Annotated in this window: 15 protein-coding genes; 7 read left to right on the forward strand and 8 right to left on the reverse strand. The window is 52.6% G+C overall.

Features of this window, described 5'->3' with window-relative positions; all coding sequences use genetic code 11:
* Window positions 1-154 precede the first annotated feature (154 nt).
* The 7 genes from ACYVAD_RS25965 to ACYVAD_RS25995 form a co-directional block, all read right to left on the reverse strand.
* A complete protein-coding gene (locus ACYVAD_RS25965) occupies window positions 155-1681 on the reverse strand; it encodes a glycoside hydrolase family 32 protein (protein ID WP_461142475.1) in 1527 nt (508 codons plus the stop codon).
* A 282-nt stretch (window positions 1682-1963) separates the two neighbouring features.
* Complete coding sequence (locus ACYVAD_RS25970) at window positions 1964-3682, reverse strand: RagB/SusD family nutrient uptake outer membrane protein (protein ID WP_461142476.1); 1719 nt, start codon at window positions 3680-3682, stop codon at window positions 1964-1966.
* 15 nt (window positions 3683-3697) lie between these two features.
* Window positions 3698-6850, reverse strand: a complete 3153-nt coding sequence (locus ACYVAD_RS25975) for a SusC/RagA family TonB-linked outer membrane protein (protein WP_461142477.1) — start codon at window positions 6848-6850, stop codon at window positions 3698-3700.
* Window positions 6851-6895: 45 nt separating this feature from the next.
* On the reverse strand, window positions 6896-7789 hold the full coding sequence (locus tag ACYVAD_RS25980; protein WP_461142478.1) for a carbohydrate kinase family protein: 894 nt from the start codon (window positions 7787-7789) through the stop codon (window positions 6896-6898).
* A gap of 103 nt (window positions 7790-7892) precedes the next feature.
* Window positions 7893-9218: a sugar porter family MFS transporter gene (locus ACYVAD_RS25985; RefSeq protein WP_461142479.1), complete on the reverse strand. Its 1326-nt coding sequence runs from the start codon at window positions 9216-9218 to the stop codon at window positions 7893-7895.
* A gap of 192 nt (window positions 9219-9410) precedes the next feature.
* Entirely contained in the window at window positions 9411-12209 is a 2799-nt protein-coding gene (locus ACYVAD_RS25990) for a hybrid sensor histidine kinase/response regulator transcription factor (protein ID WP_461142480.1), read from the reverse strand.
* Window positions 12210-12331: 122 nt separating this feature from the next.
* Window positions 12332-12475 (reverse strand): hypothetical protein, encoded by a 144-nt coding sequence (locus ACYVAD_RS25995; protein ID WP_461142481.1) that lies wholly within the window; start codon window positions 12473-12475, stop codon window positions 12332-12334.
* On the opposite strand from ACYVAD_RS25995, the gene ACYVAD_RS26000 reads away from it, so the two are divergent.
* From ACYVAD_RS26000 to ACYVAD_RS26010, 3 genes are all read left to right on the forward strand, one after another.
* Entirely contained in the window at window positions 12467-14077 is a 1611-nt protein-coding gene (locus ACYVAD_RS26000; RefSeq protein ID WP_461142482.1) for an NAD(P)/FAD-dependent oxidoreductase, read from the forward strand. The genes ACYVAD_RS25995 and ACYVAD_RS26000 overlap by 9 nt on opposite strands.
* A 45-nt stretch (window positions 14078-14122) precedes the next feature.
* The gene (locus tag ACYVAD_RS26005) at window positions 14123-14752 is read left to right on the forward strand and encodes an NUDIX hydrolase (protein ID WP_461142483.1); all 630 of its coding nucleotides are present in this window, start codon (window positions 14123-14125) and stop codon (window positions 14750-14752) included.
* Window positions 14753-14861: 109 nt separating this feature from the next.
* Window positions 14862-15461 carry a hypothetical protein gene (locus ACYVAD_RS26010; protein WP_461142484.1) on the forward strand — a complete coding sequence of 200 codons (600 nt, stop codon included), beginning with the start codon at window positions 14862-14864 and terminating at the stop codon, window positions 15459-15461.
* A gap of 9 nt (window positions 15462-15470) precedes the next feature.
* Here ACYVAD_RS26010 and ACYVAD_RS26015 read toward each other — a convergent pair whose 3' ends face one another.
* Entirely contained in the window at window positions 15471-17624 is a 2154-nt protein-coding gene (locus ACYVAD_RS26015; RefSeq protein WP_461142485.1) for a hypothetical protein, read from the reverse strand.
* A gap of 302 nt (window positions 17625-17926) precedes the next feature.
* Here ACYVAD_RS26015 and ACYVAD_RS26020 point away from each other — a divergent pair, with 302 nt between their 5' ends.
* The 4 genes from ACYVAD_RS26020 (at window position 17927) to ACYVAD_RS26035 (ending at window position 23806) form a co-directional block, all read left to right on the forward strand.
* On the forward strand, window positions 17927-19081 hold the full coding sequence (locus ACYVAD_RS26020) for an efflux RND transporter periplasmic adaptor subunit (protein ID WP_461142486.1): 1155 nt from the start codon (window positions 17927-17929) through the stop codon (window positions 19079-19081).
* A 22-nt stretch (window positions 19082-19103) separates the two neighbouring features.
* Window positions 19104-22238, forward strand: coding sequence for an efflux RND transporter permease subunit (locus tag ACYVAD_RS26025; RefSeq protein ID WP_461142487.1), 3135 nt, complete (start codon window positions 19104-19106; stop codon window positions 22236-22238).
* Window positions 22239-22735: 497 nt separating this feature from the next.
* Window positions 22736-23158, forward strand: a complete 423-nt coding sequence (locus tag ACYVAD_RS26030; RefSeq protein WP_461142488.1) for a BLUF domain-containing protein — start codon at window positions 22736-22738, stop codon at window positions 23156-23158.
* A gap of 66 nt (window positions 23159-23224) precedes the next feature.
* Complete coding sequence (locus ACYVAD_RS26035; RefSeq protein ID WP_461142489.1) at window positions 23225-23806, forward strand: LOG family protein; 582 nt, start codon at window positions 23225-23227, stop codon at window positions 23804-23806.
* Window positions 23807-24015 lie beyond the last annotated feature (209 nt).

Genomic DNA, 24015 nt, shown 5'->3' on the forward strand with positions numbered 1-24015 from the left:
CAGTAGCGGCAAGAAACGGTGATAGTTACCATGCAATCCAGACGAAAAGTCCATCTTTACGTCACTACCCACGAATTGATAATAGTAAACGTAAAATCCCCAAAAAGACAGTTGCCTTTTCGGGGATTTTACGTTTACTATTGTTAGCTAATCCTTATTTCGCTTTACTCTGACCAGATAGCGCTGATTTAAGTTGTGTATAAGTCAACTTATCAATCGTTACGCCCGAAGCCGATTTAAGCGTTAATTTACTCATGTCTTCTTCCGGGAAGAAAATGCTGGTCATGATACTCAGGCCGTTATCGGCGAACAATTCGACGGAAGCTACGTCGACCAGCAACGTAAGTGAGATCGTTTTGTCGGTCGACAGGCGAGGGGCTTTGCTACGCTGGGCGAAGTCTTTTTCAAAGTCGGTTTTTCCGGATTTCCGCCGGTCAACGTAATACGCGTTTTCGCCTTTGTCGTAGCCAATCACGACTTCGTTGCCTTTGTTGTTCGACAACACAACCGAGAAATCAGCAGTAGCCGGCGCTGACAATGTCAGTTTAAACGTTCTGGCATTACCGCTTGTCTTCGCGCCCAGATCATATTCTTTGTTTACCGCTACGTTCGTCAGCGTCGTCGTTTTGTCGTTTAGAACGTCCAGTTCTTTCGCTGGTATCGACGTCAGATAGATTTCCTTGTTCACCTCCCGGATGCCCAGTTCGCGGGGAACGGTATTGGCACTGCGCCAGCTTGATGTGGGTACTTTGGTGGCGTACTGCCAGTTACTCATCCAGCCCATCAGCACCGTCCGGTTATCCAGATTGGAAAACGTAACGCCCGCGTAGTTATCAGGGCCGTAGTCAAGCCACTTGATTTCGTTCGAGCTTGGCGTAAACCTTTTACCGTCGAAGTCACCCACGAAGTACTGTGTGGCCGATCCGCCGTTGGGTCCACCCGGATTGATACTGACCAGCAATACCCATACGGTTTTGCCATTGTGTTGCAGCGGAAACAGATCCGGGCACTCCCACACGCCCCCACGCGCTCCGGCATCGCTACCGAACTCGCTTTCTTTCGACCAATCTTTCAGGTTGGGTGATGAATAGAACGTAACGCGGTCTTTGGTAGCCAGCGTCATAATCCACTTTTTCTGGGCCGCAAACCAGCGCACTTTCGGGTCCCGAAAATCAACGATACCGGGGTTCGGCAAGACCGGGTTGCCAGCGTACTTGGTCCACCTTTTACCCTCGTCCAGGCTATAGGCAATGCTCTGGTACTGCGTTTTGTCTGACTTCTGCTTCTCCAGCACTGGGTTGTGGTGGGTAAAAATAGCAACCAGGGGCGGCTGGCCATTCTTCCCAAAACCGCTGGTATTGTTAACGTCCAGCACGGCGCTACCCGAGAAAATATAACCCAGGCTGTCGGGATAGAGAGCGATGGGCTGCTCCTGCCAGTGAATCATGTCTTTGCTGGTCGCGTGCCCCCAGTGCATTGGCCCCCAGACGGTCGCATCGGGATAATACTGGAAGAACAGGTGATACGTCCCCTTCAGGTAGATCATCCCGTTGGGATCGTTCATCCAGTGAGCCCTGGGCGTGAAGTGAAACTGCTCCCGGTGGGCTTCGGTCATTGATTGCCCGACGGCACGGTTTAGAATAAAAGCCAATAAAGCAGCGGCAAGGATTCGTTTCTGCATAACGACGAAAGTTAAGGACTCTAACCGAGGTAAACTCGATTGTACCGGTTTATTCATACGCGCCAGCGACGCGCAGTTGGTTTGATAATAGGTATTTTACTGCTGACCACCCCTAACCCGTCCTAAAACAGAAGGGGAACACGCAGAAGTGACCTTTTAACCTCCCCCTCCTACTTTTCTAGGAGGGGGCCGGGGGGTGGTCAGAGCTGAACTCCTACTAGATTAGCTCCTGTTTAAGAAGAGAGACCGCCCCCCGTGAGGTATATAAAGTATCCGTTCCGCTTAGAAACCTACGTTCTGCTTGTACAGCCCCTTGGTGAAGTTGATTTCCCGTTGCGGGATAGGCAGGTATTCATCCCGCCCTGCGGTAAACTTAGCGCCACTCAAGAAACCCCGCCGGGTCTTTTCTTTCGTCAGATACGTATTCAGCGTCGACTCGGCAATACCCCAGCGAACCAGGTCGAAGAAACGAGGTCCTTCCGTCGCGAATTCCAGCCGCCGTTCCCACTGCAACGCCCGACGGGCGTAAGATTGCGTCCAGTTAGTCGCGCTGTAGGGTTTGATCAGGTAGATCGACGGATCGGTCCCGTCCGCTTTCTTCGTGCGGCCCGTGCTTTTGGCGGCCCGCTCCCGAACCTGGTTGATCAGCGGCCGAGCCAGTTCAGGCTGTCCCAGTTCGATGTACGCTTCCGCCTGCCACAGTAGTACATCGGCGTACCGGATGATGTCGATATTTTTCGACGTACCCATGAATGGCCCCTGCTTTTTGTAAGCCGAGCTAGTTGCCAGTTGCTGCTCTTTCATTGTCTGGAAGTAACCATACACGCCCGGATCGCGAATCCAGCTGTTGCTGAACGGCAGCGCTGCATTGTATTTGTAGGGGTGCCCATCGATCCCAATCGTGTGATCGACGCGTGGATCGACGGTCGCCGTTTTGAAATCGATAGTGGCGTCGTTATACGTATCGAATTTAGGCAAGCCGTTAGCATCCGTACCAAACGCGTTGGCCAGATTCTGCGTGGGCTGGTGGAAGCCGCAACAACCGTACTGAGGAGCACCGTGCGGGTAGTTTAGCCCCGTTTCGAAGTTCAGGCGACCCAGCGTCGTTCCATCATTAATCGAATACTGTACTGCAAAAACCGACTCTACGCCGTTGTCGTACTCCGGCAGAAAGTTCTCGGCAAAATCCGGCTGCAGGCTGTACTTCCCCGAACTAATCACCTGCTGCGTTAACGTAACGACCTCCTGCAACTTCGTTTTGTTGATGTTGGTCACCTTGTTGTTGTCGTCCTGTTCGTAAGCCTGGAACAGCCGCAGCTTCGCCAGATAAGCAGCCGCCGACAGTTTGTTGGCCCGGCCCACCTGCGTTTGCGAAACGGGCAGGTTTTCGACAGCGAACTGGAAGTCGGTACCAATCTTATCCCACAGTTGATCATTCGTGTATTGTCGATTCGATACCGTCAGAATCTGGTCATTGCTGAGCGTTTCATCCACGTAAGGAACGTATTTGAACAGCATCTTCAGCATAAAATGCGCGTGCCCCCGCAGGAACCGCAGTTCGCCTTGGCGCACTTTCTTCGACGGAAACTCTGTTTCGCTTAGCCCGTTGATCGACCGCAATGCTACGTTAGCGCGGGAAATGGCTTTATAATAGTTTTCCCAGGTGTAGGGATGGTAGAAACCGCCCCCCTGCTGGGGCTGAGTTAAATTGTGCTGTTCGTAGAAGTTGATGTCTTCCAGATCAGACACCCCGCCCCCACCCTTGTGAGCATCGTCGGAGCGAACGCTCCCGTAAACCCACATGCTGGCAATGGGTCCAATCATTTCCCCGTTTCCCAGCGACGCGTAGGCCGCTGTAACAAGCGCGTCAGCATTGCTGGCGCTGGTGATATTGTCCGAAGACAGCGTTCCCTGCGGTTGATATTCCAGAAAGTCGCTACAGGACGAAAGCAGACTTCCTGCCGCTACGAGAGCGATGGATACAATATAAGTAGGTTTCATGCTGATAATGTGGGCTTAGAAGGAAACATTGACGCCAAAGGTGAAGGCACGGGGAACCGGAACGGTATTGACATCGATCCGCTCCGGATCGGGGCCCTGGAAGCTTTTGCTTTTCAGCCAGAAGACGTTTTCGGCCATGCCGTACAACCGCAGACTACCCAGGCCAAACCGGCCGAGCGCTTCCCGACGGAAGGTGTACCCCAACTGAATATTCCGGATTTTGTAATATGACGTGTTGACGTTGAAGTAGTCCGACGACCGGGTTTCATTATTACCGTCCGACAGGGTCAGCGCCGGAATGCGCGACGATGTATTTTGTGGCGTCCAGGCATCGAATACGCCCGGTCCTACGTTTTCACGCCCCCGGATAAAGTTGTTGTAGAAGGTGTAGGGATCAAATCCTGTCCGACCTGCCACGCCCGATCCAAAAATCGAGAAGTCGAAGTTTTTGTAACCCAAGTCAATTCGTACGCCGTACTCCAGGGCTGGCAAAGTCGTACCAAAGAACTCCTGATCGAGCGCGTCGATTTTACCGTCGCCGTTCAGATCCCGATACCGAATCCGGCCCGGAGCCGCGCCCACCTGCGAGGCATGATTTCGTACCTCTTCCTGATTCTGGAAAAGGCCATCGGTGCGGTAGCCAAACAGATCGAACTGCGAATGGCCCAGAATTGTCGTAACGGCGTTACCGGCAAAAGCCGAGCGAACTTCTTCGGGTAGTACCGTAATCTTGTCGCGGAAGCGGGCGAAGTTGGTCGATACCGTGTACGTTACGCCCCCGATCGGTTTACCCGTGTAGCCCAGCGACAGCTCGAAGCCCCGGTTCGTTTTCGTAGCTCCGTTCACGAACTTCAACTGGCCTTCACCAACGGCCGATGCAACCGGCGGTTTAATCAGAATATCGCGGGTTTCGCGGGTAAAGAAATCAAACGAACCGAACAGGTTTCCGTTCAGGAACGCGAAGTCAACCCCGGCGTTCAGCTCGTCTGTCGTTTCCCAACGTAGTCCCTGGTTTGCCCCCTGCGTTTGCACAAAACCCGATGGCAGCGTGCCGCTGTTCGACCCGTTCAGGTCATACGCCGTACCCACATTCCAGTATTGATCGAAGAAACTGTTATGGCCGTTGGGCACCTGCGACGCCAGCGTTCCGTAGCGCGGCTCGAACAGACCGAAACGAGCCAGATCACCGATGTCCTGGTTACCAATCCGACCAACGCCAGCCCGTAGTTTCAGGCTGCTGATAGCCGTTACGTTCTGCATGAACGCTTCCTTGTCAATACGCCAGCCTACCGACACGGCCGGGAAAAAGCCATAACGGTTATCCGAACCGAAGCGCGACGACCCATCCCGACGTAACGTTAATGCAGCCAGGTAGCGGTCCGAGAAATTGTAATCGACGCGGGCAAACTGCGACAGCAGACGGCTGCCGGTTGAAGTTCCTGTGCTACTGGCATTCCCCGACGCAGCACTCAGCACAAAGAAATCTTCAGTCTGCACGGCAAAGTTCTCCCGGTACGAGTTAACATCGGTCAGGTTGTCCCGAATGGCTTCGACACCCGCCAGCACGTTGAAACGGTGGTCACCCAGGCCAAAACTGTAGCGTAACGTATTGGTCCAGGTCAGGCTCAGAAACTTATTCGTCGTCAGCGTCAGGCTGTTGAGCGAACGGGCAATAAAGCCATTCTGGAATGACTGCTCGATGTTTTTATTCGTATAGCCTGCGTTGTCCATCCCCAGCGACGAGCGGAAGATCAGCCCTGGAATCGGTTCGATTTCTGTAAAGACATTTCCGAATACGAACGTCCGGTTGATCTTATCCCAACGGTTAATGTACTGCATGAACAGCGGGTTGTTTCGGTCGGAATATCCCGACCCAAGCGGCCCGGCATAATCCCCCGTGCTGGTGTAGACAGGAATTGTCGGTGCCAGCGTAACAGCCAGACCCGGCGTTGGTGCCCCGCCCAAATCCGTCGTCACTGGGGTTTCGCGGGTCGAGGTCATCTGGAGATTAACGCCGAACTTCAGGCGGCCATCAAATTTGCTGGTCAGTCCATTGATGCGACCCGTCAACCGGTCGTAGTCGGTGTAGCGTACCATCCCCGAATTCTTGAAGTAACTCAGATTCACCAGGATCGACGAGGTTTTAGTACCGCCCGAAATGGTCAGTTCGTTGTTGGTGACGACACCCGTTTTGTACAGCGCCGACTGCCAGTCGGTATCCCCGGCCGGTACGGTCTGGTTTCCTCCCACGTACGGATTTACCGTCACGCTGGTCAGTTGCGGATTCTGGAAGTTTTTGTTCCAGTTGAAGGTGTATATTTCACCGTAGGCCGACGCCGGATCAACGCCATCGTTGACGGAAGCCTGCCAGAGCGCCCGGCCCCGGTCGGCCGCGTTCAGCATTTTGAAGCGCTCGGGCTTTTCGGATTGCGACGTAATACTCGTATTGAATTGGACGTTCAGCTTCCCGTCGGTATTCGCGCCGTTTTTGGTCGTTACGACGATTACACCGTTCGACGCCCGCGACCCATAAATCGACGCCGACGACGCATCTTTCAGCACCTGCACCGACTGAATCGCCGACGGGTTCAGGCTTTGAAAAACGAACGGTCGTTTGGTTGGCACCCCATCGATGATGAACAGTGGATCATTGTTACCAAGCGTATTGGCGCCCCGAATCAGAATCCGGCTGGCCTCGCCCGATGGCGTCCCCGATTTCTCAATGTACAACCCTGGAACGCGTCCCTGCAGAGCCTGCGCTGGGTTGCCCGAGCTGGTGTTTTTCGTTACGGCAGGTTCTACCACGGCCACCGCCCCGGTCAGGTCCTGCCGTCGGGCGGTGGTATATCCTAGCACAACGACCTCGGCCAGTTGACCACCTTCAGCCAACAAGACCGTAACGGTATTCGTGTTGGTAACGGGTACGTCCTGGGTCGTGTAGCCAATGAACGAAACGGTAACCGAACTAGCGCTCTGCGGCACCGTAAGCGAGAATTTACCAGCGGCATCGGAGACCGTCCCATTAGTCGTTCCAGGGACGATGATGCTGGCTCCGGGCAGCGCCTGCTGGGTTTTAGCGTCGAGCACGCTCCCGGAAACCATGCGTTGCGCCAGGGCGAACGAGGTAGCCAGCAGCAGCATGGTAAACGTAAACAGGTACTTTTTCATAGGCAGAAGGGGGTTTAAGAATATAGGCTGGTGAATGAGCATTCGTTAGATCACCTCCGCGTGGCGGAAACTACGCTGAATGATATCTTCGGTAAACGCAGGGGTAGCACCTCGTTGCGTCGCAACGTAGGCACCAGTAGCACAGGCAAACTCCAGCGTTTTCTGGGGCGTCTCGCCCTGCAAGGTTTTGTACAGGAACGCGGCCAGAAAGGCATCGCCACTGCCGATGGTATCCTCTACCTTGACCGGAAAACAAGCCTGCTCATAGAAGCCGGTTTGGTCAAGCAGCACGGCACCGTCTGCCCCCAGCGTTACGCATAGCGTATCCAGTTGGTAGCGCTCCCGCAGGTCTTCCATACGGGTACGCAGGTCCGTTTCGTCGGTGTACCAGCCCGCTAATTCGGCCAGTTCGTGTTCGTTGAGCTTGGCTGTATCGGCATAGTTCATCAGTTCTTCAATGGTAGCTCGCTCGTAGTGCGGAGCGCGGAGGTTGACGTCGAATACCGTTCGGGGGGCTACGTTCAGCAGGGCCAGTAACGTTTCGTGGGTTTGGGAGCTACGGGCAGCCAGGCTACCGTAGACGAACAAATCACTTTGCCGGACCGCTTCGAGTAGCATAGGTTCCAGAAAAATGTAATCCCAGGCCACGGGCTGGACGATCTTGTAGGTGACTTCGTTGGCGTTGGAAATGTTAGCCTTAGCTACCCCCGTCAGGTGCGAGTGACCCACTTGCACCAGCTCGGTTGGGATACCTTTGTTCGTCAGAAAAGCCAGAAGTTCCTGTCCCAGTTCATCGTTTCCGACGCGGCTGATGAGCTGCGCGTTCAGGCCAAAGTTGCGGAGGTCGGCGGCTACGTTCATGGGTGCCCCACCCGCCTGTTTGCTGGTAGGTAATACGTCCCAGAGAATTTCGCCAAAACAGGTGATTGTCTGATTCATGCTTGCAGAAGGGTAAACAGGTGATTGAAAAATGAGAAAGGCGGCATTTATGACCGTCCTCTACGCGTGGAAGATGGTCTACTCAGAAGTCAGCGGATGGTGCTTAATGCGCAAAGACAGTCCGTTCGATCTGCTCCAGACTGGTGCCTTTCGTTTCGGGCATGAGCCGTAGCACGAACAGCAGTTGCAGCACCATCATGACCGTGAAAAACAAGAAGGTATTTCCCCCGCCGAACTGCTCGGCCAGGTACGGGAAGGTGAACGTAATAATGGCAGCCATCAGCCAGTGGGTAAAGCTGCCCAGCGCCTGGCCACTGGCCCGCACCTCGTTCGGAAAAATTTCGGAGATAAACACCCAGATGACGGCCCCCTGCGAGAAACCGAAGAACGCGATGTAGGCGAATAGCAGCAACGGAACGGTCATCCCGCTGAAATCCTGGACGTAAAAGGCCCGGGCCACCAGCGCCAGCGTTACGATCAGCCCTACAGACCCGATCTTCATCAGCGTCCGGCGACCGTAGCGGTCGATCAGGTTCATGGAGATCATGGTAAAGATCAGGTTGATCAGCCCGATTCCCGCCGACGACAAGAGTGCTGAACTTTTGCCCAGTCCCGTCATTTCAAAAATGCGGGGGGCGTAATAAATGATGGCGTTGATACCCGAAACCTGGTTGAAGACGGCGAACAGAATGGCCAGCATAACGGGCGTACTGTATTTCCCTGAGAACAACCGGGCCGACGCATTTGCCGACTGGCTGCTTTGCTGAATTGCTGCCAGCGTCAGTTCGGCCGTCGCGGGGTCGATCAGGTTCAGCACCTCGCGGGCACCCGCTACATCATTCTTCTTGAGTAGCAGCCAGCGTGGGCTTTCGGGAATATTGATGACCGCGATCAAGAAGATCAGCGAAGGCAGTGCCTGTACGCCCAGCATCCAGCGCCATGATTCTGTGCCAACTCCTGCCAGCAGGTAGTTTGAGAGGTAGGCGATCAGGATACCCAGCACGACGTTGAACTGGAAGAGAGCCACCAGCTTACCGCGCGATTTGGCGGGCGAGATTTCCGTGATATACATGGGGGCCGCTACGGACGAAGCCCCTACCCCTAGTCCGCCCAGAAAGCGAAATACCAGGAAGATAGACCAAGTTGGCGCCAGCGCCGTACCGAGTGATGCCAGCAGATACAAAATAGCAATCCAGAACAGTGTCCGTTTCCGGCCCAGTTGCTCGGCGGGAATGCCGCCCGTCATGGAACCGATGACCGTACCAATCAGCGCAATAGAAACGGTTAGTCCATGTTCCCAGACGCTCAGTTGCCAGAGGGACTGGAGTGATTGCTCGACGCCGGAAATAACGGCGGTGTCGAAGCCAAATAAAAAACCACCCAGGGCGGCCGTAATGGACCAGAAAAAGATGCGTTGTTGCTGACTCATGGTTGACGCGAATCGGTTCGGAAGGCGATTGATTTCGAGTCAAAACTAGCGTCAGGGTAAGCGGGGGGCTTTCAAAAAGCGTTCAATTTCTTTCCAAAAAAGAATCAATGCTAAACGTCTAACATTCAGATATTTATAAAAATAGTTAAGGATACTACTTTCGTTATTGTTGCACTGTATTTCGATTTTGTTTCAGACCGTACTGGGCGATTTTCGGTAGTCAGAAGGCGTCTTCCGGGTGTGTTGCTTGAAAAACGTGGTGAAGTACGCCGGTGAACTAAAACCCAGCTCGTAAGCAATCTCCGACATCGGTTTATTACTTTCCCGTAACAGGTATTTTGCTTTCTTCAATCGAATCTCGGTGATATAATCTACGACGTTGACGTCCAGTAGTGCCTGCACTTTACGGTACAACTGAACCCGGGATAAACCCATATCGCGGCTCAGCTTCTCGACACCGAAGCCCGCATCGGTCAGGTTCCGTTCGATCAGGGCGGTCAGCTGATTGAGAAACTTTTTATCCTGGTTGTTGCCGCTCCCCGACTGCACCAGAAAGTCCGATGCGTACCGCTGCTGCCATTTCCGGCGGTTCTCCAGCATGGTCCGAATCGTTTCGAGCAGGTAAATTGAGTTGAAGGGTTTCGTGATGTACGCGTCCGCTCCGGCCCGGGTTCCTTCGATACGCTGCTCGATCTGTCCTTTGGCCGTCAGCAACACAACCGGAATGTGCGACGTGCGCAGGTCAGCTTTTACGCGTTGTGTTAGTTGTAAGCCATCCATACCCGGTAGCATCACGTCGCTGATGATCAGGTCCGGAATAATTTCCAGCGCCTGTTGCCAGCCTTCTTCACCGTCTTCTTCGGCAACGATATTATATTCCCCTCGTAACTGAGTTGACAGAAACGTACGCAGGTCACTGTTGTCCTCAATCAGCAAAATGGTCCCCATCCGTTGGGAAGGGCTCGTCGTAGGCAGCGTGTCATTTGTGTCTTCATTCACCTCCGTCAGCAACACCTGCGGGTTCGTTACGTGAGCTGTCGGGACACCTTGCATTTCATCGGGGTCGAGGTGAGCATTACCAAGGGGCAGCAAAATTGTAAACTCCGTCCCCTGCCCTTTTTCCGACTGCAGCTGAATATCACCCCGATGCAGTTGGATAAACTCCATTGACAAAGCTAGGCCCAGTCCTTTCCCAAGGCTGAATGGTTTGGCGCTGCTGTAGAACAAATCAAACGCATGGGCCTTCTCATCGGGTGTCATACCCTCCCCGTTGTCTTTCACCCGAATCTGTAGCTGTTGCCCGATCTGGTCGAGATGGACATGAATAAACCCACCTCGGGGCGTGTACTTAAATGCGTTGGATAGCAAGTTAAACAGCACCTTGTCGAGCTTTTCCGCGTCAAACCAGAGTGAACAATCAGTTAGATTGGTCATCAAACGCAGGTCGACTCGCTGCTTTTCTGCCTTTTTTTGAAAATCGTGTACGACATCCTGAACAAACGTAATAACGTCCTGTTCAGCCGTCTGAAGCCGGATTTTACCCGCATCCGTTTTGCGCAGATCCAGCATTTGATCAACCAGCCGCAGCAGCCGATACGCGTTTTTCTGAACCAGTTGCAGGTTGTTCCGAAGATCGTGGGCACCAACGGACTTTTTCGCCAGTAAATCTTCAGTCGGGGTCAGAATCAGCCCCAACGGCGTGTTGAATTCGTGGGAGATGTACGAATAGAAACGTAGCTTTTCTTCCGTCGCCAGCCGCGCTTGCTGCGATACGGTTTCAATCTTGTCCCGTTGCTCCCGAATCTCCTCATTTTGCTGCTCCAGCGTCCGATAGGCCGTTTGTTTGCCCCGGTACAAGTATAGCGCCCAGACGCCGAGCGACATGACCACGAACAAGCTGATTAACGTCAGGTACAGCGTATTTTTTTGGGAGAGGTACGTACGAGACAACTCGTTGATGCGTTGTTGCTGTCGCTCAATATCGGTTTGCTGCTCGATCACTTTCTCATTTTGCAGCTTCATGATCTGCACATTCGACGAATCAACGAGGGTTATGGCCAACCGATTTTCTCGTTTAAACGGCTGCTGATTCAGAATAGCGACCGCCGTACGGATTGCTTCTTTGCCACCAGTCGGGTATAAAACCGTTGCGTTCAAAATACCCCGATCCACCAGATCGATGCCTTCGTTCTTGCCAATTAACCCGTCGACGCCGATAATTTTGATCTGATTGTCCAGTCCCAACCGCTGACAGATACGACCGGCTTTCAATGCCGTTCGGTCGTTCTGCGCGAAAATCAGTTGAACTCCTCCGGGCGCTTTCAACAATTGAGTCAGTTCGCGGGCAAACGAGCGCTTATCCCAGTCGCCGTCCAGTTTTTTGACCAATTTTAAGCCTGGTTGGCCTACCAATGCGCTGGTAAATCCACGATGCCGGTCAATGTCGGCGGATGAACCCGGCGATTCACCTATTTCAACCAGGTTTCCTTTACCTTTCAACAGCGCATTGGCGTATATGCCTGCCGTACGGCCAACTTCTTCGTTGTTAGCACCAACGTAGGCCGTGTATTGGTCGGAAGCCGTACGTCGGTCCAGTACGATGACCGGTATGCGTTGCTGATACGCTTTCTCGACGATGGGTGTGATGGGCTGAGCCGAGTTGGGGGACACAATTAGCAGATCAACCCGCTGATCGATCAGTTCTTGAATCTGCTGAATTTGCGTGTCGCTGCGTCCATTAGCGTCTTTGGTAATGAACTCAATTTCCGGGTGAAACGACAACTCCCGCTTCATACTTTCCAGCATGGTCTTCCGCCAGTTGTCGGCCTGAGTGCGCTGCGCAAAGCCAATGCGAAACGTTTTCTTAGCAGTTGACGACTCGCAGCCAATCGTTACGGTCCCCAACAGCAAAACAGTCAGGAGCGATACCATTATCCTCGGCAATTCCGACAGGAAACGGAAGTTCAACACTAAAAACTTTAACTGATTCATGGGAGAAAGCCAGGCAGACTAGCCTAACTCTCAAAGTTAATTTACAATAAAATAAATACATAATGCCAGAAAACGTGTCGACCTGACATACATCTGCACAACAGTCCGTCTTCTTCTCGTTTTCAGGTGATATCTACTGAGCCGTATCGAACCGGAGTAAATTTTCTGACGTTTTCTTCCGGACGGGCATAGCTGCTTACGTGCCCCTGTTTATTTTTGTCATTCATTGCCGGATAAACACCGGTCATGTCTCCAATATGATTCATTCCATTTCGCTTACGCTCACCCCTGAGCAGGCTTATGACGATATACTGTTCCGGGAACAGGCGTTCCGTGCCCTACACTTGCCTACTGATAGCCCATCAGTGATCCGGAGACGGCGTCAGTCCATTGACGCGCGAGGTCGACAAGTTCGTATCCACGTGGATGCCGACGTTTTCGTGGGCGTTACTCCGCCCCCACTACTCAGCTACCAGAAACCACAAACCGATGTTAGTCGTGCCCCGCAGGCTATTGTCGTCGGTGCTGGTCCGGCGGGTTTATTTGCGGCCCTACGGCTGATTGAGCTGGGGATCAAGCCGATCGTTCTGGAGCGGGGTAGTGATGTCCGGGCTCGCCGACGCGATCTGGCCGCCATTAACAAAGATCACGTTGTTAATCCTGAGTCGAACTATTGCTTTGGCGAAGGGGGAGCCGGTACCTATTCTGACGGAAAGCTATATACGCGCTCGACCAAACGGGGCGATGTCCGGCGAATTCTAGAGATTTTTGTGGCCCACGGTGCCACCGACGAGATTCTGGTCGACGCCCATCCGCACATCGGGACGAACAAGCTGCCTAATGTCGTGGCCGACCTCCGCGAAAGCATTCTGAACGCGGGCGGTGAGGTTCGTTTTGACACCAAAGTCGTTGATCTTATTCTTGATCAGCAGGAACTGAAAGGGGTTGTGCTGGCCAATGGCGAAGAACTAACCGGTCTTGGTGTTATTCTGGCGACGGGGCATTCAGCGCGGGACATATTCTACCTCCTCCGGGAACGTAACGTCAAGATCGAAGCCAAGGCCTTTGCGATGGGTGTCCGGATTGAGCACCAGCAGTCGCTTATCGACCAGTTCCAGTACCACCTGCCCAACCGGGCTGACGTAACGCGGGGGGATTATCTACCAGCCGCTTCCTACAGTCTGGTCACGCAAACACGCTTTAATGGAGTCGAGCGGGGTGTTTTTTCGTTCTGCATGTGTCCGGGTGGCTTTATCGTACCAGCCGCTACCGCTCCCGGCGAACTGGTCGTGAATGGCATGTCCCCTTCGCGTCGGGATTCCAAATTTGCCAATTCGGGTTTGGTTGTCGCCATCACCGACGAAGATCTGAAACCGTACGCCGATGAAGGTTCACTGGCCGGGCTGGCCTTGCAGCAGGATCTGGAACGCTGGGCTTGCCGCATCGGTAGCGAAGCTGATGCCCAGCGAGCGCAGACGGCTCCCGCTCAGCGCATTGCCGACTTTGTCGATGGCCGCATCTCCGATTCCTTATTACCCACCTCGTACCAGCCGGGGCTCGTTTCTGTCGACATGACGGAAGTGCTGCCCGATCATATTGCCCAGCCACTCCGCCAGGGATTGCGCGACTTTGGCCGTAAGATGAAAGGCTATCTCAGCAACGATGGTCAAATCATCGGCGTGGAAAGTCGAACCTCTTCGCCGGTACGTATCCCCCGCGACCGCGACACCTGCGAGCACGTTGAGGTACGACGCTTGTTTCCCTGTGGCGAAGGCGCAGGTTACGCCGGAGGGATTGTATCAGCGGCCATGGACGGCGAGCGTTGCGCCGAACAACTGGCCCAATTGTACAAAAGAAGTTTTTCGTGAAACGTAGTTTATTAAGGTACCCCACCCAACATCCGTTCCCTACTTATGATCGATACTACGTTTCAGACCTTTGCCAAAGACCTCCAACAACGCCTGCAGAAGCCATTACCCGGTGAGCAGGCCCATCGTAAGATGGCTTCCTCCAGTCGGCTGCGCTACAACGCCAAACCCAACGAGCGAACCCGGCGCAGTGCGGTTCTGATTTGCTTCTATCCGTACCAGCATTCCATTTATCTACCGTTGATTCTGCGCCCTCAATACGACGGTGTGCACGCGGGTCAGATGGCGTTCCCTGGTGGTCGTATGGAGCGAATCGACGAGAATCTGACCCGAACAGCCCTGCGGGAAGCGCAGGAGGAAGTGGGCATTCGGGTATCGGACGTAACGGTGCTGGGGCAGTTGACGGAGCTGTTTATTCCGCCCAGTAATTTCTACGTGCAGCCTATCGTGGGTATCCTCCCGTACCGACCGGATTTTTACCCTGATCCGCGCGAAGTAGAGGCTGTTGTTGAAGTTGATTTAGAACGGCTGCTCGACGAAACCATCGTCGGCGATACACAGATCGACGTGCGGGGCGTCCTGATCGACGCGCCTTTCTACCAGATCGAAGGCTACCGGGTTTGGGGCGCCACAGCCATGATGATCAGTGAGTTGCTGATGGTAATGGCCGCTTAATTGGTGCCGTTTTTAACAACACCACGTGCCAAATTACCACACACGATATTAAGTTGACGAATTAGTTGGCAGGCAGTACATTGGGCTCATCCATTCAATCCATTGTTCTATGCTTGCCCTCTCTTCTTCCCAGCGAACACCCTATCCTTATTTACAGATTTTTTCCTTCTTCGGTTACACAGCCGTTGCTATGCTGTTTAGCAACTTGACTACACTAATCGTATTCGGAAAATTTGATCATTATCTTTTTTGTTACAAGGCACTTGTCTGCTCGACTCGTCTCTTTTTTGATCGCGAAAAGGCTATTCTGACAAGTCTGCTATTCATCGGTTTTCGCGTTGGATCAGTCTGGCTACTAACGCGATTTGTAAGTGCCCGCCATACATTCATCAATTCAGTGTTGCGTGAGGGCATTTTTGGTCTCTACCTCGCCGATCTGGTTTATATACTAGCTTTGCCAATAAGTCTGCTGATTGGCAAAGACATCGTCGACTGGTATTACGGAAGCTCTACCAACACGTTCCGACTGGCCTACTCAGCGCATATAAATCCTATGGTCACGTTCCTGCTTACCGGCTTATTTTGCTTGTGGCTGCATAGTCGGGCAGACCGCTTTACGCCTTCGTCCTTTCTCTTGCGTTTTGGCTTGTGCGGAGCCTCACTCTGTCTGTATATTTTCTGGGTTGAGAAAATTCTAGTGCGCCACTAAGTCTCTTCACTAGGGCATCTGCCTCAGTCCTTCCCAGCGCACTCGCCAGGTCCCATCTTTCGGGAAACCCGGATTCGGTTCACCCGTATAACCGTCCCAGCCCGCGCACATCATCGACACGGCCATGAGTAAACCACCATTGCCGGGCAGGTAAATGCGTAGATTGTCACGCTGGTAGTTATGCCCGTTGGGCAGATACGTGTTTTTCGTTACAGGCATCAACAGCGCGTCAATAGCCTGTTTTGGCTGTCCGAGCCGGGCGGCTGTCATAGCCGTTAAGGGATAGTCCCACCCCCAGGTATCCTGCCAGTGCCAGTCGCGCCTGATCCTGTCGAACGTACGTTGCATCGTTGGCACATCGAGTTGGGCGGATGCAGGTAGAAATCCATACGCGCCTAATACGGCTGGGTGATCGGTCATGTACTCCAGAAACGTGTACGAGTCGGGGGCACTTTCTGCCGCCAGATACAAGCCATCCAGAACGGGCAAGGGCGAAAGTTTTTCCAGCACATTATCCCATGTTGGGTTACGACTCATGCCCAGCCGTTGCCGCCAGAGCTGCGCTACAGTGAGCCCCCACCGCCAGTAGGCTAATTCGAACGTCGGGTTGATGGTTGTTTCCGGTTTGAAGCGTTCCTGCGCTGGAATCAGGCCAGGACCAAGTACGTATTGTTTTTTGGCCGAGTCGAGATACGCGTAAGACGCCATGAAATCTGCCGTGTCAAACACGAGGTCTTTGTACTTTTCCAGCACCGCCCGATTTTTATGATGCCGATAACAGAGTTCGGCGAAGTACAAAAAATGGGGTTGCTGCCAGATCAGGAAAGGCGATACGGTCGACGGACCTTCGTTTCCTTCGCGATCCGTCATTTTCTGCCATCGGACACCGGCAAACCCTTGCCGACGCGCCAGCTCACGCGCTTTGTTACGTGCCGTCTGGTACCAACTTAGACTTTTTTCCAGCAGTTCGATTCGACCCCACTGGGCGAAATGAGCCGCGTGCCACCAGTGCATTTCCAGATGCGGCCGACCGTACCAGCTATTATACGTCAGGCCAGTTTCTTGCGGGGGCATCGACCCGGCACACTGAATTTTTGTCAGGTATTGCGATAACACCACCCGCCGTTCCAGTTCAGCCGCGCGAGGGTCGGTGCTGCCCGCCAGGTCGATAGCCCCGCCCGACTGCCAGAACTGCGCCCAGCGCTGCTGGCTGTTGGCACGAGTTTCAGCAGCTGATGCGGGAAGTTCACCAGATGCCCGCTCCGCAAAGTAAACACTAACCGCTAGTGAATCAGCTCGTTGATCCGGCGTAAGGACAAAGGTATGCAGCTCCGGTTTTGCTAACCTGGCTGCCCCATTCCAGCGCAACCGGACAGCGTAGTGTGTCGTGTCCAGCGTTCGATCAATGCGTGCGCCATTGGCTCTAAACTGTGTCAGTTGGGATGTATGCTGTTCCGGATGTTGCCAGTCGTCGGCGCGTTGCCAGTCGCCGGAGCCGTAAGGGAAACGTAACGTCAGGGTGATTTGATTCGTACGTAGTAAAGGTGACCGGACGAACACGGCGACCTGATCCTGGTCCTGATGGGCGACAGTCACGACATCGATTGGTTGGCCGTTCAGCTCAAAATGACTCCGGATCTCTCCCGTCCAGAGATCCAGCTCCTGACGAATATGTTTTAATTCCTCGGGTTTGACGGCCGTACCATCGGTATTGGTCAGACCAAAACCAAGCTGTCCCAGATGCAACCGATGCGGATTTTCACGAAACCAGTCGGATACGGCTTTTTTACGTTCGGGAGCGGAATAAGCGTACGTATAAGGCACCGTACGTCCGTGGGATGCGTACTCTTTATAGACCTCCTCGATTCGGTAGTGTTGGGGGTTTGGAAAGCTATGCCAGCCCCATTGCGACTGCGTTCCCAGCGGAACCCCTTTCTGGTACAAAGTCGGGAAGGTTTGTAAGCCAGTGGGATCGACGGTAAAGGCAAACTCTCCGTTCCCTACTGACAGCGACTGCATCGAATCGAAGCGCGTAACCACTACGTTATGGCGACGGACTACGGCCTTCCGATCGATGCGGGCTGTTGACGTCGTCTGACCAAACGCAGGTAATACGCTCACCAGCAAAAGCAATACAGGCAGTAGAGAAAGGAACCGATTCATACGTCGCAGGCTTACCAAGCTAAAGCGTCGGTCAATGCCAGCCTACCCACGCATTTACCTATTTGGTGGCCCGCGCCGATTAGCGAATCCGTTCATAAAAGGTTACCTTGTCAAGATGGGATAGTACCAGTCAATTAGTGATATTGATTCAGCGTTGAAATATCGTCATTCAGGATAGATACGGGTTTATTGCCCTTAATTCAGATTGATAAAATCCATCCCCCATTTACCTTTGCAGGCGCGTGAGACGGGCGCGAAGTTTCCGTCTTTTATTAAATTCCTCCCTTCCAAAATTATAACCAGTGAAAAGATGGATTGCGATTGGTCTTGTCGTTTTAGTGCTCGGCGGGATCATAGTGTACAATAAAGTATTACATCCCGCTCCCGGCGCCACAAGCGGTGGGTCCGGTGGTGGTGGTGGAGAGGGCGGCAAAGGCGGTTCTGGCAAGGGCGGAGCTGGAGCCGGGGGCGCCGGTAAAGGGCCGACCTTGGCGGTTAATGCCTTCGTGGTCACCGCGCAATCCCTGCGCGAAGATGTCGTGTCCAGTGGTTCGCTGCTGGCAGCCGAGCAGGTTGACATCTACCCTGAAATTTCAGCCCGGATTACGCAACTCAACATCCAGGAAGGACAGCCCGTTGCCAAAGGCGCACTACTCGTTAAACTGTTCGACCAGGATTTACGGGCACAGCTTCAGAAATTACTGGCGCTGGCTGATAACGCCCGCCGGACCGAAGAACGAAACAAACAGCTCCTGGCAAAAGGGGGAATTAGTCAGCAGGAATTTGATATTGCTACCACGAATCTTCGCTCGTCGCTGGCTGACATTGACTTGGTCAAAGCGAATCTGCTACGCACCGAAATCCGGGCACCCTTTTCGGGCGTTATCGGCTTACGTAATGTCAGCGCCGGAGCCGTTGTTTCGCCGAATACGTTGATCGCTCGTCTGCAACAGATTTCGTCACTGAAACTCGATTTTTCCATTCCAGAGAAATACGGTTCAGCAGTACGTACCGGCAGCACGATTTCATTTCAGGTTGACGGCAGCGATAAAGCCGGACAAGGCTCTGTCTATGCGATCGAACCAGGAGTTGAAGAACAAACGCGAAACCTGCGCATCCGGGCTCGTGTGAATAATACGTCGGCCCGCTACCGGCCAGGTACCTTTGCCCGTGTTACGCTCACGATCCAGAACGAACGCAGTCTGGTTGTACCGACTCAGGCCGTTATTCCGCAGACACGGACGAATCAGGTTATTGTGATTAACAACGGAAAGGCACAGTTCAAAGACGTAAAAACCGGCCTGCGTACGGCTGGTACTATTCAGATCCTGTCGGGACTGGCTGCGGGCGATACGGTCGCCACAACCGGTCTGCTCTTCTTGAAGCCCGACGCCCCGGTCAAGGTCGGACGAGTTATTCAACTGCCGGGTGCAGAGTCTAAAGTAGCCAGCAACTAATGAACATACAACTCAACCAGTTATGAGCTTACCCGAATTAAGTCTGAACCGGCCCGTTTTTGCGATGGTGATGTCCATCGTCATCGTGCTGTTCGGTATCATTGGCTTTTCATTTCTGGGCGTCCGGGAGTATCCAGCCATTGACCCACCGGTTATCACCGTCCGAACAAACTATACGGGTGCGAACCCCGACATCGTTGAGTCCCAGATAACGGAGCCGATCGAGAAATCGCTGAACAGCATCGAGGGCATTCGCACGATCTCGTCGAACAGCGCTCTGGGTGCCAGCACCATTACGGTAGAATTCAACCTGGATGCCAACCTCGAACAGGCGGCCAACGACGTTCGGGACAAAGTATCGCAGGCCCAGCGTCAGCTTCCTCAGGATATTGACGCCCCGCCGGTCGTTACCAAGGCCGATGCCAACTCGGACCCGATCATCTTCATGACCGTACAGAGTACAACCCGTAACCCGACTCAACTATCGGACTACGCGGAGAACGTACTACAGGAACGTTTGCAGACTATTCCCGGCGTTAGCCAGGCGAATATCTACGGTCTCAAACGGCAGGCCATGCGTCTTTGGATCGACCCGATCAAGCTCTCGGCTTACCAGTTGACAGCCCAGGATATCCAGAGCGCCTTAACGGCTCAGAATGTTGAACTACCGAGTGGTAAGGTCTACGGGAACAATACGGAGCTGACCGTGAAAGCCGTAGGTCGCCTGACAACCGAAGATGATTTCAATAACCTGATCCTTCGTCAGACGTCCAATCAGATTGTCCGTTTTAAGGATGTTGGTCGTGCGGTTCTGGGTGCCGAAAACGAAGAAACCTTATCGAAGCAGAACGGCGCTATTGGGGTCATTCTGGTGCTGATTCCTCAGCCCGGCGCCAATTACGTCAGTATCGCCGACGAGTTCTACAAACGGTTCGATCAGCTCAAGAAAGATCTTCCATCCGATATTCTGGTCAACGTAGGCATTGACCGTAGTACGTTTATCCGCCGGGCCATTGAAGAAGTCGGCGAAACGCTCATTATTTCGTTTGTGCTGGTCGTTCTGGTTATTTACCTGTTCTTCCGCGACTGGTTGATTGCCTTCCGGCCCCTAATTGATATTCCGGTGTCGCTGATTGGGGCGTTCTTTATCATGTACGTCGCCGACTTCAGTATCAACGTCCTGACGCTGCTGGGCATCGTGCTGGCCACGGGTCTGGTGGTGGATGACGGTATCGTCGTCACAGAAAACATTTACAAGAAGGTCGAACAGGGAATGGATACGCAGCAGGCGGCCAAAGAAGGATCGAATGAGATCTTCTTCGCCGTACTCGCTACGTCGATTACGCTGGCCGTGGTGTTCCTGCCGATTATCTTCCTGGAAGGATTCGTGGGTCGTTTGTTCCGCGAGTTCGGGATCGTTGTAGCGGGTGCCGTCTTGATTTCAGCTTTTGTATCACTGACCCTGACACCGGTTCTGAGCGTAAAACTGACGGCCAAAGATCACAGTAAGCGGTCCTGGTTCTACCGAAAGACCGAGCCGTTTTTCCAATGGCTTGACCAGACGTACCGCGATTCGCTTGACGCGTTCATGCGGAAACGGGCCTGGGCGTTTGTCATGATCGGTGCCTGCGCAGCCCTGATTTTTGGCTTAGGTTCGCTGCTCAAATCAGAGCTGGCTCCGCTCGAAGACCGGGGCCGTACCCGGGTTGCCATTACGTCGCCCGAAGGAACCAGCTACGAAGCGCAGGCTAACATCACCGACAAAGTAATGCAGCTGGTACTCGACTCCATTCCGGAAACGCGGCTGGCCTTCAGTGTTGTTGCGCCTGGTTTTTCGGGGGCTGGAGCGGTCAACTCGTCATTCGTCATGATCAACATGGTCGAGCCATCGGAACGGCAGCGCTCGCAGCAGGAGATCGTGGACTACCTGAATAAGAACATTAAGAAGTTCAGCGAAGCCCGCATGTTTGCCACTCAGGATCAAACGATTCAGGTGGGACGGGGCGGTGGTCTGCCAGTTCAGTTCGTTATCCAGAACCTGAACTTCGAGAAACTGCGGGAAAAGCTGCCTAACTTCCTGGACGAAGTACAGAAAGATCCGACCTTCCAGACGTCGGACGTCGACCTGAAATTCAACAAACCGGAGCTCAACATCAGTATTGACCGGGAGAAGGCGACTAACCTCGGAATTTCGGTGCAGGACGTAGCGCAGACGCTGCAACTGGCCCTCAGTAACCGACGTCTGGCCTACTTCCTGATGAACGGGAAGCAGTATCAGGTTATCGGGCAGGTGGACCGGGCCGACCGTGACGCGCCCGTCGATTTGCAATCGTTTTACGTTCGCTCAAGCCAGGGCCAGCTCGTTCAGTTGGACAACCTGGTTAAGTTCGAAGAAGTGAGTAGCCCACCGCAGGTGTACCACTACAATCGCTTCAAATCGGCTACCGTATCGGCGGGGCTGGCTCCCGGTAAAACTATTGGTGATGGTGTAGCCGCCATGCAAGCCATCGCCGACCGGACTCTCGACCAGACGTTCCAGACATCGCTGTCGGGCCCCTCCCGCGACTACGCCGAGAGCTCTTCGAATACGTTATTTGCCTTTGGTCTGGCGCTCGTATTGGTGTACCTGATTCTGGCAGCTCAGTTCGATTCCTTTATCGATCCGCTCATCATCATGATTACCGTACCGCTGGCGCTGGCCGGGGCCGTGTTCTCACTCTGGATGTTCAACCAGACACTGAATATCTTCAGCCAGATCGGCATCATCATGCTGGTTGGGCTGGTTACCAAAAATGGTATCCTGATCGTTGAATTTGCCAATGAGCAGCGGCTAACGGGCAAGAACAAGTACGAAGCAGCCATTGAGTCGGCTGCGTTACGTCTGCGGCCAATTCTGATGACTACGCTGGTGGCGGCCTTTGGTGCTCTGCCGCTGGCCATGGCGTTAGGAGCCGCGTCGAAAAGCCGCATGCCGCTGGGTATCGTTATCGTGGGCGGGCTGCTGTTTTCCCTTGTCTTGACCCTGTACGTCGTACCGGTAATTTACACCTACATGACTCGCCGGAAAGACGTTGACCAACGCCCACTTCCCCAGCCGGAAGGACGCCCTACCGGTGACACGACGAAACCAGAAGAAATGGAAGTGCAATTCAAATAAAGCGGTCAACAACCTGATAGAAACACAAATCATCCCGAATTTTGTCTCCGTGAGCGGGCAAAATTCGGGATGATTTGTGTTTCACTGAAAGAGCTTTTGTGATAATACCTACGCGACTGAGTGAAGGTGGCATAGTTGCTCAGGGCAAGAGCAAGTCAACTCTTTCTATAAAAATTGAGGGGTGTGGTGGGAGTAATATACGAATCTATCAGCTTGCAATCAATAGTACTTTTCTCAGCCAAATGGCACAATAAATGTTCTATTAAGAGACAAAACCAAGATCGTACACTCCACGCGAGCCCTAGAAAGGGGCAGGATCGAACATTGGAAAGGGGGAAGAAAGGCTCTTTATTTTGTTAATAAAATATTTGTAGGACTTGATCCTAAAAATTGATAGTAAAGCCCCGCTATAGCTCGCGGGCTATCATAACACTGATCATGAAGTAATAATCAAAAGTAGACAAGGTGTCTTTTTGATATTTGAATTAGCTTGTTTTATGGAATACTGCATTGTCTATTTCAGCACTTTGAGAGAACCATTCAAAGAAGAAGACTTGATCGCTACGTTAGAAGAGAGTCGCCAAAAAAATGCGATTGACGGAATTACTAGTGTTACTCTTTACGTCCGAGGCAATATCATTCAAGTCTTGGAAGGACGCAAAGAAGCAGTCGAGGCTTTATATGCACAAATTGAGAGGGATCCCCAGCATATCAATGTTACCAAAATAGTGAGCCGGCCTATTCAAGAGCGACTATTCGCAGGTACTAGCGTAGCTTACGAGACAATAACTACAAGTCAACTTGAGGAGCTTAAAAGTGTAGTAGATTTAGACAATCGTCAAGAGCCTATAAATAATTCCAGACAACCTTTTATTTTGAAACTTCTCAAGGTGTTTTATGAGAGTAATCGATATAACTAACTCACAATAATTAGCGCGGATAACACAACCTACCTAACATAATTGCACTTATACAACTTGAATAATATGAAACGAGTAACTGTCTTCTGTGGATCGAGTCCAGGCTACGATCCATCATTAATGCAATCAGCTTACCAACTCGGTCAGCAATTAGCTACTCTCAAAATAGACGTTGTTTACGGAGGAGCAAAAGTGGGTTTAATGGGGGCTGTTGCCGATGGAGCTTTGTCAAAGGGAGGACAAGTGATTGGAGTGCTGCCTGAATTTTTGCAAACCAAAGAAATCGCTCACGAGGGCCTAAGTGAACTAATATGGGTCGAATCGATGCATCAACGCAAATTGAAGATGCACGAGTTAAGCGATGGTGTTATTGCACTGCCAGGTGGCTATGGGACTTTAGAAGAATATTTTGAGATGCTGACTTGGGGACAGCTTGGCTTACATAAAAAGCCGGTTGCCTTATTAAACATCGGCAGTTTCTATGATGGTCTGTTGACGTTGGCCGATACAATGGTTGTCAGTGGACTACTTAAGCCAGTAAACCGAGATATGATGTTAGTCAGTGAGAGCATAAATGATTTAATCAATCAGATGCTTACTTACCAACCTCCTCTGGTTGGTAAATGGATAACCTCGGAGAAAGTCTAATTGCATTTCGCCAAGTTTAAGAATCAGCCTTCGATCTAAAGATTCTGAATAATTTCTCATAACATATTCTTAGTTATACAATTGCCCTTTAGAAAGTACAATGCTCAACCATTTATTAAAATAGTTGAGCATTGTACTTTCTAAGAGCGTGTTGGGAAATTGAAAAGTACTGGTAGTGGAGTCAACTTTGTATCGACCAAGATGCAATG

The organism is Spirosoma pomorum (assembly GCF_054776615.1).

Excerpts from the sequence above, each read along its gene's own strand:
- ACYVAD_RS25965 (WP_461142475.1), bottom strand. The coding sequence starts at position 1,681 with ATGCAGAAACGAATCCTTGCCGCTGCTTTATTGGCTTTTATTCTAAAC.
- ACYVAD_RS25970 (WP_461142476.1), bottom strand. The coding sequence starts at position 3,682 with ATGAAACCTACTTATATTGTATCCATCGCTCTCGTAGCGGCAGGAAGT.
- ACYVAD_RS25975 (WP_461142477.1), bottom strand. The coding sequence starts at position 6,850 with ATGAAAAAGTACCTGTTTACGTTTACCATGCTGCTGCTGGCTACCTCG.
- ACYVAD_RS25980 (WP_461142478.1), bottom strand. The coding sequence starts at position 7,789 with ATGAATCAGACAATCACCTGTTTTGGCGAAATTCTCTGGGACGTATTA.
- ACYVAD_RS25985 (WP_461142479.1), bottom strand. The coding sequence starts at position 9,218 with ATGAGTCAGCAACAACGCATCTTTTTCTGGTCCATTACGGCCGCCCTG.
- ACYVAD_RS25990 (WP_461142480.1), bottom strand. The coding sequence starts at position 12,209 with ATGAATCAGTTAAAGTTTTTAGTGTTGAACTTCCGTTTCCTGTCGGAA.
- ACYVAD_RS26000 (WP_461142482.1), top strand. The coding sequence starts at position 12,467 with ATGATTCATTCCATTTCGCTTACGCTCACCCCTGAGCAGGCTTATGAC.
- ACYVAD_RS25995 (WP_461142481.1), bottom strand. The coding sequence starts at position 12,475 with ATGAATCATATTGGAGACATGACCGGTGTTTATCCGGCAATGAATGAC.
- ACYVAD_RS26005 (WP_461142483.1), top strand. The coding sequence starts at position 14,123 with ATGATCGATACTACGTTTCAGACCTTTGCCAAAGACCTCCAACAACGC.
- ACYVAD_RS26010 (WP_461142484.1), top strand. The coding sequence starts at position 14,862 with ATGCTTGCCCTCTCTTCTTCCCAGCGAACACCCTATCCTTATTTACAG.
- ACYVAD_RS26015 (WP_461142485.1), bottom strand. The coding sequence starts at position 17,624 with ATGAATCGGTTCCTTTCTCTACTGCCTGTATTGCTTTTGCTGGTGAGC.
- ACYVAD_RS26025 (WP_461142487.1), top strand. The coding sequence starts at position 19,104 with ATGAGCTTACCCGAATTAAGTCTGAACCGGCCCGTTTTTGCGATGGTG.
- ACYVAD_RS26030 (WP_461142488.1), top strand. The coding sequence starts at position 22,736 with ATGGAATACTGCATTGTCTATTTCAGCACTTTGAGAGAACCATTCAAA.
- ACYVAD_RS26035 (WP_461142489.1), top strand. The coding sequence starts at position 23,225 with ATGAAACGAGTAACTGTCTTCTGTGGATCGAGTCCAGGCTACGATCCA.